The sequence below is a fragment of the Streptomyces sp. NBC_00239 genome (assembly GCF_036194065.1).
GTDB lineage: Bacteria > Actinomycetota > Actinomycetes > Streptomycetales > Streptomycetaceae > Streptomyces.
Genome location: NZ_CP108095.1, coordinates 615,472 through 628,975 on the forward strand (window position 1 = coordinate 615,472; position 13,504 = coordinate 628,975).

Genomic DNA, 13,504 nt, shown 5'->3' on the forward strand with positions numbered 1-13,504 from the left:
CACTACGGTCCAGGCCTGTCCGAATTGCCCTATTCGTGGGGGTCTGCCTTGCGTCGTCTCGTCGTTGCCACCACCGTGCTCGCCACCACACTCGCTTCCGGCGCCTGGCTGGCGGACGCCGACAGCCGCACGGACGGCACGCCACCCGGTGGCCGCGGTACGAACATCCTGGTGGTCGGGCACGACAGCCGCACGGGCCTGTCCGCCGCCGAGAAGCGGCGCCTCCACGTGGGCGGCAAGGGGTGCAACTGCACGGACGTGATGATGCTCCTCCACCTGTCGCAGGACGGACGCCGGGCGAGCGTCGTCTCCCTCCCGCGCGACTCCTACGTCGAGTACGCGAACGGCACCGGCCGGCGCGGCAAGATCAACGGGGCGTACGCGCTCGGCGGCGGCGCGCTGACGGTCAAAACCGTCGAGAAGGTCACCGGCCTGCACATCGACCACTACCTGGAGACCGGCTTCACCGGCTTCGAGCAGGCCGTCGACAACCTCGGCGGTGCGGTGGTCTGCACGGACAAGCCCCTCAAGGACGAGAACTCCGGCCTCGACATCACCGCCGGCGTCCACCAGACCAACGGGAACAACACGCTGCGCTACGTCCGCGCCCGCCACATCAACCGGCCCGGCGACCTCGGCCGCGTCCGGCGCCAGCAGCGCGTGGTGGCGGACCTGCTGGCCCGCCTCGTCTCCCGCGACGCCCTGTCGGGCCCGGTGAACACGGCCCGTACCGCCCGCGCGCTGCTGAAGTCCGTACGCACCGACGCCGGCACGGACCTGCTCGACCTGGTCCGCATCGGCCGGACCCTCGGCGCGCTCCGCGCGAACCAGGCGGAGTTCGCCACCGTGCCGATCCGGGAGTTCGACCACCGGGTGCCCGGCGTCGGCTCCACCCTGCTGTGGCACGAGGCCCGCTCGGCCGCGCTGTGGGCGGCGCTGGCGGCGGACCGGCCCATCAAGGGCGACCCGCGCATCCAGCCCGTCCCCGAGACCGCGGCCCCCACCAACCCGGCGGGGATCACGGTGCGCGTCGACGACGCGGACGTGGCCGAGGCGCTGCGCAAGAACAAGTTCAAGGTCACGGACACCTCGGCGTCCGCGCCGGCCGTCCGCCCCTCCGGCCCGCCGGTCATCCGGTACGCACCCGGCCTGGAGGAGCACGCGGCCACGCTGGCCGCGGCCCTGCCCGGCTCACGGCTGGTGGCCGTCCCCGGTCACGACACGGCCTTCGAGGTCACCGTCGGCACCCGGCCCGTCCGGGTGAAGACCGTCACCTACGACCGCAACGTCGCCGAAGGCGCTCCCGTGACCGGAGACCGCATCAGCTGCGCGGGCGCCGGGGCGTCCGCGGGCGCCCCGGCCGCTACCGCCCGGAAGCCGTAACGGTTCTCGGTGGCGCAGGACGGGGTCGGCCGGTCCGCGCGACTTTTCCCGCAGGCGCGCGCCGACCGGCTCCCTTCCCGACGCTCTGTCACACGCCTGTGACGCGGACCGGACCATTCCACCCAACAAGATCACTAAGTTTCTGTCTGCAGCCAGCAGCCCGAACTCAACGGCCTCCACCGGAAGAGACCACGGCATACGGCTCTCCTTCACCCACAGCACCGCTCCAAGGAGTCGTCATGCGTTCCGCCCTCCGCGCCACCACCGCCGCCCTCGCCCTCTTCGGCGCGGCGATCACCGCCCCCACCGCGGCCTTCGCGGCCTCTTCCCCGGCCGAGCAGGCTGCCCCCGCGCGCACCCTCGTGGTCGCCGAGAACTGCATCAAGAGCAAGGTCATCCCGTCCCTGTTCGACGGCCTGACCGTCAAGCTGACCAACAGCGCGCACACCGGCGCCAAGGCGCAGCTGCGCGACGAGAGCGGCAAGGTGCTGGGCACGGTCGACCAGACCAAGCCGCTGGACCTGGCCGCGGGCCTGCGGATCGACGGCGTGCTGTCCGAGGCGCCCGTCTTCAAGCAGCGCACCCAGGGCGGCTCCACCCCGTGGACCGCCACCGCGTTCCCGAAGCTGTCCAAGCACTGCTTCACCGTGGGCCGCCTCCACTCCACGACGAAGTACGGCAGCCTGACCGTCAAGACCTACAAGGCCGGCCCGCAGGTCTTCAGCTCGCACATCATCGAGAACGGCAAGCGCGTCGGCTTCCTGAGCCCGGCGCCCACCGCGTACCAGGACGTCCGCAAGGTCGGCCAGCGCTACGTCCGCCTCACCATCGACGGCGAGATCCACAGCTGGACCGGCGCCACCACCGTCTCCCCGAAGCTCGGCGTCTACAAGGTCGCGGGCGGTACGAAGGTCCGCCTGGTGAAGAAGGACGGCCTGTACGGCGTCCAGATGACCTCGCGCGGCACGTGGAGCAACTGGACGTACTTCGCCCAGGGCAAGTCCCTGATCCTCCAGTCCGACAACACCATCGTGGTCCTGAACGCGAACGGCACCCTCTCCAACTTCGTCTACGGCATCGCCCGCCAGACCGCCCCGGTCTGGAAGCACGCCTGACCGTCCGCCGACCGGCCCCCGCCGGCGCGGCCACCCGCTGACCCGCTCGCAGCTCACCCCACCCGCAGCACCCGCAGCACCCCGAAGGGGCGGCCCCCGGCAGACACTCTGCCGGGGGCCGCCCTGTTGGTGTCGACCGGTGTCAGCTCGTGCCGAGCGGCTCGGTTCGCCCGGTGTCGAGCTGGTGGTCGGCCCAGATGCGAGGAACGGCTCAGGCGCGGCGGGTCCGCCAGAGCCATGCCGTCGTGGCGGCCAGCAGGGTGAGCGTCGCGAGGTTGGCCAGGAGGACCGGGGTGTCGCCCGTCTCGGCGGCGCCGGCCAGGAGCCAGATGCTGATGGCGACCGTGGGCACGACGGCGGTGAGCAGCACGCCGGTGGTCTTCTGGACGGCGGTCCAGTGCACCGAGGTGCAGAGCAGCACCGCGCCGACGACGCGGAACAGGGTGCTGCAGAACTGCGCGGCGGGGACGTCGGGGAGGAGCACCGCGAGAAGGAACGGGAGGGTGAGCATCAGGAGCGGGACCAGGGGGTGCACCTTGCCGCTCCGGGCGGGTGCACCGGCACCGCTGCGGGTCGGGGCCCAGGCGGCCCCGTTACCCGCCTCGGCCAGCGCGGTCGCGGCGATCGTACGGGGGTCCCCCAGTCCCGCCAGGACCTCGCTGATCGCGACGTCGGGGTGTTCGGCGCGCGTCACCTCTATGTGTTCGGCGAGGTCGGCGAGGAGTTCCTGGCGGCGGTCGGCGGGGAGTGCGGAGGCCTCGCGCTCGACGGCGGAGAGGTAGTCGCTTACACGATCGGCAGAGGTCTTCATGCGAGGTCTCCGGTAACGGGGTGCGGGGAGGTCAGGAAGGCGTCGACGGCGTTGCGGAAGCCGGGCCAGACGCGGGCGAACTCGTCGAGCGCGGCCCGGCCGCCGTCGGTGAGCGCGTAGTAGCGACGGGGTGGGCCGGAGGCGGACTCCTGCCAGGTGGTGGTGACCAGGTCGTCGCGGCGGAGTCGGGAGAGCAGCGGGTAGACCGTCCCCTGGCTCGTGGCCAGGGCACCGGAGTCCCCCAAGGCGTTCACGAGTTCCACGCCGTAGCGGGGGCGGTCCCGCATCAGGGCGAGCACGCAGTACTCCAGGACACCCTTGCGCAGCTGCGCGGCTGCCCAGGCCTGCCTGGCCGAATCACCTGGTTCCATGCGATGCAAGATACCTGGTGAGGCAAGTAGACGGGAACGGGGGGCGCCGATCCCGTTGACCGGCGGTGGCCGGCGGCCCGCCATGGCCTGTTTCGTCCCGCTGCCGGCCAGGGGGCGGGGGCCGGGCGCGCGCCGGGGCGGGGCCGGCCCCGAACGAGTGGTCTGTCTGTGAAGCCGGCTCCCCGCCGGGGCGGCTTCGGCATTTTGGGAACAGCAGCAAAGGAGTACGCGATGGCCTTCGACCCGAGCGATCCCGCCGATCCGGCCGTTCCGGCCGATCCCACTGATCCGGCTGACCGCCGTACCTGACCTGACCTGACCTGAAGCACCCGATCGGAATCGAGGCAGGAATCCATGGATGCCGTGTGGAAGACCATCGGCGAGCTCGCGCAGCGCTTCGCGGGGCGCGATGACGAACGGAGGGTGCCCACCGAGCAGCAGTGGACCCTCCAGGTCCTGAAGATCGGAGAGGAGTTCGGGGAGGCCGCTCAGGCCGTGATCGGCGTACACGGCACGAACCCCCGGAAGGGCACGTCGCATTCGTGGGAGGACGTGCACGCCGAGGTCGCGGATACCGCGATCACGGCGCTCGTCGCCCTGGCCCGCATGCGGCCCGACGACGCCGCCGAGTTCTTCGCCGACGTGCTGGCCGAAAAGTCGAGCCGGTTCCTGATCCCGGCGCAGCCGTCGCTGGACGAGGTCGAGGGGGTCGAGTTCCTATGACGGACACCCGGCAGCCGCCATACCGGCAACCTCCGCCTCCAACCACCACCTGCGCCTACGCCCCAGCAGCTGCCACTCTGCTGCGTGGCCGATACGGGCTGCGGGCAGGAAGCCGCGACCACGCGCCGACGGTCGCCCGGAGCCGTTTCCGTCCGGTCGCGACAGCGGCGTCGAGCACCGCACCGGCCGCCTCGGCGGCGTAGCCGCGCCCATGTGCGTGCCGGCACAACTCGCCCGCCCGTCACGCCACTCGGAAGACCAGGGCCAGGACCTCCGTCAGGCGCCGCTTCAGCGCCTGTGCGTGCGGCGGGCGCACGGGAGCGGGGGCGCCGTCGATGCGGACGCCGGTGTCGGCGAGAAGGTACAGCATCCGCAGCGTGCGCATGGCGTTGGAGGTCTGCGCGGCCACGGTGGGGGCGCCGCGCCGGCCGGCGGCGAAGTCCGTCTCGATCGCGTCCAGCCAGCCGACGGCCTCGGCCTCGGAGAGTTCCGGCCGCGTGAGCGTGCGGGCGACGCCCTGGGCGAGCCGGTCGTCCTCCTGCTGGGCGAAGAGCGCGTCGGTCGGCGCCACGAGCCGCTGCGCCGCCAGCGCGAGCATCCCCTTCGGGTCGACCTCCGGATGGAGTCCGAAGGTGCCCAGCAGGTCGGCGCCGTGCGCGACGGCGTGGAGCCAGCCGAGCCGGGGATCGTACCCGCGCACGTCCGTCTCGGCCGGGAACCAGCGCCGGAAGGCGGCGAGCCACGCCGGGTCGAAGTCGCCGCGACCGACGATCATGTCGAGCACGAGCGGGGCGAAGGTGCGCGCCTGGATCTCGGGATGGTCGAACCGGTCGGCCATCACGGCGCCCAGCCGGGCGCGCAGCGGCCCGTCGATGACGTCCCGCTGGATCCACGTCCGCAGCACCACGTACGGAGCGCCGTCGCGGATGTCCGGGTCGGGGTGGCGGAGGGCCTCGGCCAGTTCGGCGGCGAGGGCGGGCAGTTCGGCCGCCGCCGGGGCGGGGCAGTCGTTCTCGTAGAGGTACAGCCAGCGGGCCGCGTCGATCGGCGGCCTGTCGTCGTCGGTTTTGATCACTGCCACACCTTCGGGGAGGCACCCCGACCGGGCAACCGATTATCGGACGGATGCGCGGCGGGCAGGCGGTCGGGGCCGGCGGGCCGACCGCCTGCCGCGTGGAGGCGTAAGGGTGTTGTCGCGGCTCCGGGTCAGCGCGGGGTGAGGAGGCAGAATTCGTTGCCCTCCGGGTCGCCGAGGACGGTCCACGGCACGTCGCCCTGTCCGAGGTCGACGTCGGTGGCGCCGAGCGCGCGCAGCCGGTCCGCCTCGGCCGCGTGGTCGTCACCGAGGTACGGGCGGAGGTCGAGATGGATGCGGTTCTTGACGGTCTTCGCGTCGGGTGAACGCAGGAACTCAAGGTACGGGCCGACGCCCTTGGCGGAGCGCAGCACCGCTTGGTCGTCGGTCACCTCGTGCAGGGTCCAGTCCATCGCCTCGCCCCAGAACCGGGCCATGGCCCGCGGATCCGCGCAGTCGACCACCACCGCGGCCATCGGCCCGGTGTCCCGGTAGATCTCCCGGGGTTCCAGTACGCAGAACTCGTTGCCCTCGGGGTCGGCGAGGACCGTCCAGGGGACGTCACCCTGGCCGATGTCGACGGGCGTCGCTCCGAGGGCCTGGACGCGCGCCACCAGCTCGGCCTGATGGGCCGCGGAGGTGGTGGCGAGATCGATGTGCACACGGTTCTTGACCGTCTTGGGTTCCGGGACGCGCAGGACGTCGACGAAGACGGCCGCGGGGTCGGGGTAGGCGATGCCCACGGGTTCGATGTTGGTCACGCCGGGCCCCTCGCTGGACACGCCCCAGCCGAGCACCTCCGCCCAGAACCCACCGACCGCGGAGTCGTCCCGGGCATTCATCGCAATTTGAACAAGCCGTGTCGCCATGGCGCCGACCCTATGTACACCGTCACGCATCGACAACCGCATTAGAGAGCAGCGCCGTGCCCGTGCCGCGGCCCGGCAGTCGTGCCGGGCCGCGGAGAGGCCCGCGCCCGGCGGACTCCTACTGGCCGTCGCTTCCCAGGACCGGTTCCGGTCCTCGGAGGGGAGGGCGCGGGCGGCGGACGCCGGAGGCCTACGGGACGAGCGCGGCGGGTTCCGCGAGCCGGGCGGCGGCCGTGCGCCAGGCTGCGGTCACCGCGGTGCGGGCCCGTTCGGTCAGGGCGGCCTCGTCCGCCGTCGGCTCGAGCGGTTCGCCCACGTGCACGTGGAGTTCGGGGCGGCGCAGCGGTGCCGTGCACAGGCCCAGGACCTGCTTGGTCGTGCTGCCCGAGGTGACCCGGCGGGCGCCGGCCTGGCCCACGGGCACCACGGGAGCCCCGGTTCGCTGCACGAGCCGGGACAAGCCGCTGCGGAAGGTCCCGGGCGCCGCTTCCGCGGCGTCCACTCGGTCCGGGAGACCGCCCTCCGCGTAGATCAGCACCAGGCGTCCGCGTTCGATCGCCTCGGCGGCGCCGTCCAGGGCGTTCGCCGCGCGCCGGTCGCCGCGGTGGACGGGGATGTGCCCTTCCCGGGCGAGCGCCCGGCCCAGGGCCGGGACGCGCCACAGTCCGGCGGTCGCCATGACCACCGGACGTACCCCGAGGCGGTGCAGGGCGGCCAGCACGATCGCGGGGTCGGCGAGCGAGGTGTGGTTCGCGGCGACGACGCTGCCCGGGGCGAGTTCGGCGCCCGCGTCGGTGGTGATCGTGAGGCGCCCGAACGCGGGCACCAGGACGTCGGCGAGGCGGCTCAGCACGGTTCGTTCTCCCGAGCTCGACAATGTTGATGTTCATCGTCGCCCGCGGGAGCCCCGGAGACCTGAGTACGCGCGCGCATCTTTCACGGCCGGTACCCAGGGGCGGCGGGGGTCAGATCACCAGGGGGGCTTCCGACCAGCGGCGGACCCGGTACGGGGCCCACCACAGGTGGTCGCCGAAGCGGAGGACGAGGGTCTCGGCCATGAGGTCGTCCAGGATCGGCCGCGGGATCGCGTCGGTGCGGGCGCCGTCGGTGAGGGCTTCGATGGCCTCGTGGTACTCCGGTTCGTCGATGGTGAAGCGGCGCAGTTCGCCGTAGCGCCGGTCGCGGACCTGGATGAACCCGGGGCCGTACCGGAAGACGCATTTGCAGATGTAGTACGCGTTGCGCCACGCGAGGGCCGTCGCGGCCGGGTCGGCGGTGCCGAGGACGGCGGTCGGCGGGTGGAGGTGGCCGTAGTGCCGCCAGGCGTCCGGGTCCGGGCCGGTGTGGATCTGCCAGTCGACCGAGATGGCCAGGCTGGACAGGTCGCCCACGAAGCTCAGCGCCCGGACCGACCAGGCCGCGTCGGCGGTGTCCGTGACGTCGACAGGCCGCGGGAGGGTGACGTGCCGGGCTCCGGCGGCGAAGAGCCGCCGCGCGGCCTCGCCGCCGGTGATGTCGATCTCGTAGCGGCCCAGGGACATGGCGGGCAGCGTGCCGACCGCGGGGTCGTAGTCCCGGGAGGCGGTCACGAGGAAGGGTGCGGTGCCGGTGAGTGCTGGGGTCATCGTCGTCTCTCTGTCGGGCGGTCGTCAGGCCGTCGTCGCGGCGAGTTCGGTGTCGCGGGCAGAGGTGTGCCGCATGAAGTCGATCCGCAGGAACTCCTCGTTGAGCGCGGGCGGCGCGATCTGCACGAACTGCCCGCTGTCCTCGAAGACCAGCCCGAGCTCCCGCCACCGCTTGAGGACCTCCCGCAGGGCCTCCTCGCCCACCTGGTGGTCCCCGCCCAGCTTGCGGGTGGCCGCCTTCACGGTGTGCGGCTGGTCGAGCAGCCGGAACAGGGCCAGTTCGAACGGGTCGGTCAGTTCCAGGTACGTCCAGTCGAAGGCCCGGCGCTTGCTGACCAGGACGATCCGGTCCTCCAGGTCGCAGTGTGTGAGGCGGCTGCCGGGGTAGTTCCGCTTCCAGCGCGAGAGGCCCCGGTCGAGGCGCTTGACGACGTCCTCGCCGATCCCGCGCGGCGGCACGTCGAAGACGTAGGCGAGGTCGAACATCTCGGCCTCGGGAAGGTCGTAGGTGAGCCGGTACGGCTGGGCGGGGCGCAGCTCGGAGAAGCCGAGCTCGGGCTTGTTGAAGTACGGGCTGAACCGCTCGATCGCGATCCGGGAGGACGCGCCGACGGGCGGGTTGAGGTGTTCCAGGGCGGCCAGTTGGGCCACCACGTCGTCGTAGTCCTCGGCGTCCTCGCCGGGGAAGCCGTGCAGGTAGTTCCAGGCCACCGAGAGGCCGACGGTGGCGGCGTCGCGGAGCATGCGGACGTTCTGGCCGCCGGTCACACCCTTGTCCATCAGGGTCAGCACCCGGCTGTTGAGGTTCTCGATGCCGGGCTGGACGAAGATCAGGCCGGCATCGGCGAGGGTCTGGAGCTGTCCCCGGCGCATGTTGGACTTGATCTCGATGTGCATCCGCAGGTCGAACCCGCTGTCGATGATGCGCGGGAGCACCGTGTTCACGTACCCCATGTCCAGGATGTTGTCGACGACGTACATGTCCAGGATCCGGTGCTTGCGGGCCAGTTCGATGATCTCGTCGTAGAACACGTCCGGGCTCTTGCTGCGGAACTCCATGAACGAGCCGTTCAGCCCGCAGAAGGTGCAGTGGTGCTTCTCGCCCCACCAGCAGCCGCGCGCGCCCTCGACGACCAGCTTGGGCTCGACCCAGTTCCGCGCGTGGGAGGCGGCGAGCCGCTCGAAGTACCCGGAGTAGTCCGGCGGCAGGATCGAGGCGGGCGGCAGCGGCTTGGTGCTCATGGCGTTGACCACGGAGGCGCCGTCCGCGCCGCGCCAGCACAGCCCGGGTACGTCGGACAGCGCCTCGCCGGCGTCCAGTGCGCTGAGCAGCGCAGGGAACGACACCTCGCCCTCGCCGCGCAGGACGTAGTCGACGAAGGGGAAGTTGCGGTGGACGGCTTCGCCCTGCTTGCCGTCGCAGTTGGCGCCGCCCATGGCCGTCGCGATGTGCGGGGCGAGGCGCTTGACGTACTTGGCGGCGGCCAGGGCGGCGGTGTTCTGCTGGAAGGTCGAGGTGAAGCCGACCACGTCCGGGGCGAGTTCGACGATGCGCTCGGCGATGTGCCGGACGAAATCGGGCGCGGTCACGTGCAGCGCCTTCGTCATCTCCATCCGTTCCCCGCGCACCTGGCTTTTCATCGCTTCGGTGAACTCGGGAACCCGCCACTGGGGGTCGTCGTAAAGGGCGGAGGAGAACACCCAGTCGCCGCATCCCAGGAAATATGAGCCGAGCGCGTAGTAGGAGTAGTCCTCCAGGGTGAATTCCGTGTTCTTGGTGATCCAGTCCACGTATTCGATATTGGCGTGGAGAACGTCCGCTGTGGCGTCCGGGACGCGTTCGTCGACACTGCGCTTGAGAATTCCGAGAGCCAGCGACGGAAGGTCGATCGGGGCCCAGGGCATGTTCACCAGGAGTACGCGCACGGCTGGCCTCTTCTCATGTGATCAATGCGTCGTCAATGCACGGAGCCGGTCATGTGCCGGACGGCAGTCGGGCGTCTGCCGGACGGCTGGCGGGCGGCCGGGTGTCGGGCTTCCGGCCGGGTGCGGTCGGCCGGTGTGATCGGGGCCGGTCACGCACGAGGTGCGGGGCCGGCCCCTTGGCACTACTTGTCCTCGTCCTCCATCTCTTCCGTGGAACGGAGGTAGATGACGACGCCGACGCCCGGCTTGCGGCTCTCCTCGTCGCCCTCGAGCGGGTCGCCGTGGATGATGTCCTTCTGCATGTTGTTCACCTCCTCTCCGGCTGCGGGGACGGCTCGGCCTGCGCGGGCGCCGGAGGCAGCCCGCGGCCGAGAAATCTGAGGGACCGCCGGATCACGGCCATGTGGTCGGCCCCGTCGTAGCCGTCGTGGCCCGAGTCCAGCCACATCAGCTCGTGGGCCACACCGCCCGCGCGCAGCACGTCCAGGTACGCCTCGACCTGTTCGGGCGGGCACTTGGCGTCCCGCCGCGCGGCGACGACCAGCAGCGGGGAGCGGATGGCGGCCGCGTACGTGGACGGGGAGGCGTGCGCGTAGGCCTCGGGCACCTCGTCCGGTGTGCCGCCGAACAGTGCGGTGTCCAGCGCCTGGAGGGCGGGCGTGGAGTGCCGGAAGGCCGTGACGCAGTCGGCGAGCGGCTTGACGGCCACCCCTGCGTTCCACAGGTCGGGGCGGGTTCCCATGGCCAGCAGCGTCAGGTAGCCGCCCCACGACGTGCCGCACAGGCCGACGGCGCCCTCGCGGCCGATGCCCCGTTCCAGGAGTTCGGCCCGGGCCCGTGCCAGGTCGGCGACCTGGGTGTGGCCGACGCCCTCGGAGAAGGCGGCGCGCCAGCGCGGCCCGTAGCCGGTCGAGCCCCGGTAGTTGACGCGGGCCACGGCGTAACCCGAACCGACGAGGGCCTGCACCATGGGGTCGTAGGCGTCGCGGTCGTGGTCGGCCGGGCCGCCGTGGACGAGGAAGACCAGCGGGTGCGGGGCGGGACGGTCGGCGGGTGTGGTGACGAAGGTGTGCACCGGTCCGTCGGGCCCGGGCGTCCACAGGTCCTGGCGGTGGCCGAACCGGGGCAGGCGCCACTGGCTCTGCCCGGGCAGCTGCCCGCCCGACAGGGACAGCGCGCGCGGCACGTTCACCGCGTCGGTCCAGATGAAGTGCACGTCGCCGTCGGCGGCCGGTGAGGCGTCCAGGATGCTGCCCTCCGGGGTGGGCACCGGGGTCAGCTCGCGGCGGTCGAGGTCGGCGGTGAACAGCCGGCTGCGGCCGTGCCGGTCCTGCCGGAGCAGGACCCGCGGGCCGCCCGCGCCGGGGTACCAGCGGGCGGTCGTCTCGGTGTCGAACGAGCACCAGGGCAGCAGCTCCAGTCCGCGGCCGGGGGCCCAGGTGCCGAGGTGGTAGCGGCCGGCCCGCTCGCGCATCACCAGCAGGAGGGTGCTGCCGGGCGCCGGAGCGGGGGACGCCGCCGGACCGGGTGAGGACGCGGCGGGCAACGACCCTGCGGGCAGCGGCGCGTGCCCGGGCGCGAAGCCGAGGGCCCAGGTGCGTTCCGTGGTGCCGGAGAGCACCGCGACGGTGGTTCCGTCCGGGGCCAGCAGGGTGACGGCGCGGGCGGAGTGCGCGGGTCCGGACACCGCCAGCAGCCCGCCGTCCGGCGCCAGGTCGCACAGCGTGCCGGAATCCGTCGTGTGGAAGACGGGTGTGCCGGTGCCGCCGCGCCGTCCCATGTGGACGCTGAGTCCCTCCGGGCTGCGGATGCCGACGGCCACCGGGCCGCCGTCCGTCAGCGCCAGTCCGGCGGGCCGCCCGTACGGCAGGCCGGCGAGCGCCGGACGGTCCGGGCCGCCGTCGAAGGGCTGGGTGCGCCAGGCGCCACTGCCGCCGCGGTCCTCGTCGAACCACCAGACGGCGTCGTCGGCGTCGATGGCGCACAGCAGGGTGCCGTGCGGGCGGTCCGTCAACTGCCGTCCGGTGCCGGTGGAGCGGTCCCACGTGAAGATCTCGCAGCGGCCCTCCGCGTCCCCGGTGTAGACCATCCGGTCCGGGTTGCGGGGGCTGGTCACCGGCAGCACCGGCCGGTAGACGCCGTAGGTGCGCGGGGCCGCCTTCGGCGGGGCCGGGGTCACGGCGCCTCCCGGACCACGAGCCCGGCCCGGACGGTCGCGTACAGCGCGAGGCCGGCGAACGCGCCCGCACAGCCCAACGCCACCGTACGGCCCCCGTACGCCGCGACCAGCACGCCTGCCGCCACCGGCGCGAGCACCGCGACGCCCTGGCCGGCGGTGCCCAGTACCGTCCCCATCCGGGCCAGCAGCCGGTCGGGGGTGACCAGCACCGCCCGGGTCTGCAGCACCACCACCACAGACGGCACGATCAGCGACACCCCGCTCAGCAGCAGCCCGTACACCCACGTGCGGGACGCGAACGCGAGCCCGGCCGCCGTCGGCACCATGGCCCACGAGGCGGCCGTCACGATCCGCGCGGCCGGCACCCGCCGTACGAGCCACGGCGCGGCGAGCGAGCCCAGCAGGCCCCCGACGCCCGCCAGGGTGAGGATGAGCCCGATCGAGGAGGGGCTGGCGCCCTGCGCGTGGGAGGCGAACACCGCGTGGAAGTACAGCGCGCCGAGCAGTGCGTTGATCCCTGCGGTCCACACCACCACGAAGCGCAGGAAGGGCTCGGCGCACACGAAGCGCAGCCCTTCGGCGAGGTCACGGGTGAAGGAGGCGGCCGGACCCTCCCGTTCGGGTGTCAGGTCCGCGCGGATCGCCTTGGTCAACACCGCCACCAGCAGGAACGAGGCCGCGTCCGCGAGCAGTGGCACCCACCGCGCCAGCTGGTACAGCACGCCGCCCAGGGTCGGCCCGACGATCTGCACCGCCTGGTCGCGGGCCTGTAGATATCCGATCGCCCGGGCGTACCCGTCGGGCGGCACCAGCCGCCGGATGGTCCCGGAGGCCGCCGCGCCGTAGGCGGCGCTTGCCGCCTGCTCGACCACGGCCGCGGCCAGCACGTGGACGAGGACGACGTGACCGAGGGCCACGGCCGCGAACACCGATCCCATGGCGCCCGCCGCGACCAGGGCCGCCGTGTACATCATCGGCTTGCGCGGCCACCGGTCGGCGAACACGCCCGCGACCGGTGAGACCACCAGTCCGCTGACCAGTGCGACCGACGCGACGAGTCCGGCGAGCCCGGCCGAATGTCCGGCGCCCAGCAGGATCAGCGGAAGAAAGAGGGAGGACGCGCAGGTGCCGAGACCGTCGACGGCGCCCGCCGCCCAGAAGAGCGAGAAATCACGTATTCGGAACGGAGACGAGGGCGGTGCTTTCGATAATTCAGGGCCGGAGGGTCTTAACTTCTCCTCGGCCTCGCCCATCAACTATCCCGCCCGGAGGGAATTGCCGACGCGAACGCACCCACAATGCCCCCTGTAATAGGCGGACTTACGGTTGTTGAGGGTTGCGATCGTAGCGAACACGTACACCCGTCACAACACCCACGTTCGAATGGGGTTCCTGATCAAGGAATGGGTTTTTTTGAGGGCGCCCGC

General features: G+C 72.2%; 12 protein-coding genes. 3 read left to right on the forward strand and 9 right to left on the reverse strand.

What is annotated here, in order from left to right; all coding sequences use genetic code 11:
* Positions 1-48 precede the first annotated feature (48 nt).
* Both OG764_RS02785 and OG764_RS02790 read left to right on the forward strand, forming a co-directional pair.
* On the forward strand, positions 49-1,383 hold the full coding sequence (locus OG764_RS02785) for an LCP family protein (RefSeq protein WP_328966755.1): 1,335 nt from the start codon (positions 49-51) through the stop codon (positions 1,381-1,383).
* Between the two features lie 239 nt (positions 1,384-1,622).
* Positions 1,623-2,498, forward strand: a complete 876-nt coding sequence (locus tag OG764_RS02790; protein WP_328966756.1) for a hypothetical protein — start codon at positions 1,623-1,625, stop codon at positions 2,496-2,498.
* A gap of 211 nt (positions 2,499-2,709) precedes the next feature.
* Here the strand turns inward: OG764_RS02790 and OG764_RS02795 are convergent, their stop codons facing one another.
* Both OG764_RS02795 and OG764_RS02800 read right to left on the reverse strand, forming a co-directional pair.
* A complete protein-coding gene (locus OG764_RS02795) occupies positions 2,710-3,309 on the reverse strand; it encodes an HAAS signaling domain-containing protein (RefSeq protein WP_328966757.1) in 600 nt (199 codons plus the stop codon).
* Positions 3,306-3,680 (reverse strand): PadR family transcriptional regulator, encoded by a 375-nt coding sequence (locus OG764_RS02800; protein WP_328966758.1) that lies wholly within the window; start codon positions 3,678-3,680, stop codon positions 3,306-3,308. The genes OG764_RS02795 and OG764_RS02800 overlap by 4 nt, the downstream gene beginning before the upstream one ends.
* Before the next feature lie 354 nt (positions 3,681-4,034).
* Here OG764_RS02800 and OG764_RS02805 point away from each other — a divergent pair, with 354 nt between their 5' ends.
* Entirely contained in the window at positions 4,035-4,403 is a 369-nt protein-coding gene (locus tag OG764_RS02805) for a MazG-like family protein (RefSeq protein WP_328966759.1), read from the forward strand.
* A gap of 241 nt (positions 4,404-4,644) precedes the next feature.
* Here OG764_RS02805 and OG764_RS02815 read toward each other — a convergent pair whose 3' ends face one another.
* From OG764_RS02815 to OG764_RS02845, 7 genes are all read right to left on the reverse strand, one after another.
* The gene (locus OG764_RS02815) at positions 4,645-5,478 is read right to left on the reverse strand and encodes a DUF2785 domain-containing protein (RefSeq protein WP_328966760.1); all 834 of its coding nucleotides are present in this window, start codon (positions 5,476-5,478) and stop codon (positions 4,645-4,647) included.
* A gap of 131 nt (positions 5,479-5,609) precedes the next feature.
* On the reverse strand, positions 5,610-6,347 hold the full coding sequence (locus OG764_RS02820) for a VOC family protein (protein WP_328966761.1): 738 nt from the start codon (positions 6,345-6,347) through the stop codon (positions 5,610-5,612).
* A gap of 190 nt (positions 6,348-6,537) precedes the next feature.
* Positions 6,538-7,200 carry a lysophospholipid acyltransferase family protein gene (locus tag OG764_RS02825; RefSeq protein WP_328966762.1) on the reverse strand — a complete coding sequence of 221 codons (663 nt, stop codon included), beginning with the start codon at positions 7,198-7,200 and terminating at the stop codon, positions 6,538-6,540.
* Between the two features lie 112 nt (positions 7,201-7,312).
* Entirely contained in the window at positions 7,313-7,972 is a 660-nt protein-coding gene (locus OG764_RS02830) for a DUF5825 family protein (RefSeq protein WP_328966763.1), read from the reverse strand.
* Between the two features lie 24 nt (positions 7,973-7,996).
* Positions 7,997-9,898, reverse strand: coding sequence for a RiPP maturation radical SAM C-methyltransferase (locus OG764_RS02835; protein ID WP_328966764.1), 1,902 nt, complete (start codon positions 9,896-9,898; stop codon positions 7,997-7,999).
* A 307-nt stretch (positions 9,899-10,205) separates the two neighbouring features.
* Positions 10,206-12,077 (reverse strand): S9 family peptidase, encoded by a 1,872-nt coding sequence (locus OG764_RS02840; RefSeq protein ID WP_328966765.1) that lies wholly within the window; start codon positions 12,075-12,077, stop codon positions 10,206-10,208.
* The gene (locus OG764_RS02845; protein WP_328966766.1) at positions 12,074-13,330 is read right to left on the reverse strand and encodes an MFS transporter; all 1,257 of its coding nucleotides are present in this window, start codon (positions 13,328-13,330) and stop codon (positions 12,074-12,076) included. The genes OG764_RS02840 and OG764_RS02845 overlap by 4 nt, the downstream gene beginning before the upstream one ends.
* Between the last annotated feature and the right edge of the window lie 174 nt (positions 13,331-13,504).

Excerpts from the sequence above, each read along its gene's own strand:
- OG764_RS02790 (WP_328966756.1), top strand. The coding sequence starts at position 1,623 with ATGCGTTCCGCCCTCCGCGCCACCACCGCCGCCCTCGCCCTCTTCGGC.
- OG764_RS02795 (WP_328966757.1), bottom strand. The coding sequence starts at position 3,309 with ATGAAGACCTCTGCCGATCGTGTAAGCGACTACCTCTCCGCCGTCGAG.
- OG764_RS02800 (WP_328966758.1), bottom strand. The coding sequence starts at position 3,680 with ATGGAACCAGGTGATTCGGCCAGGCAGGCCTGGGCAGCCGCGCAGCTG.
- OG764_RS02805 (WP_328966759.1), top strand. The coding sequence starts at position 4,035 with ATGGATGCCGTGTGGAAGACCATCGGCGAGCTCGCGCAGCGCTTCGCG.
- OG764_RS02820 (WP_328966761.1), bottom strand. The coding sequence starts at position 6,347 with ATGGCGACACGGCTTGTTCAAATTGCGATGAATGCCCGGGACGACTCC.
- OG764_RS02830 (WP_328966763.1), bottom strand. The coding sequence starts at position 7,972 with ATGACCCCAGCACTCACCGGCACCGCACCCTTCCTCGTGACCGCCTCC.
- OG764_RS02845 (WP_328966766.1), bottom strand. The coding sequence starts at position 13,330 with ATGGGCGAGGCCGAGGAGAAGTTAAGACCCTCCGGCCCTGAATTATCG.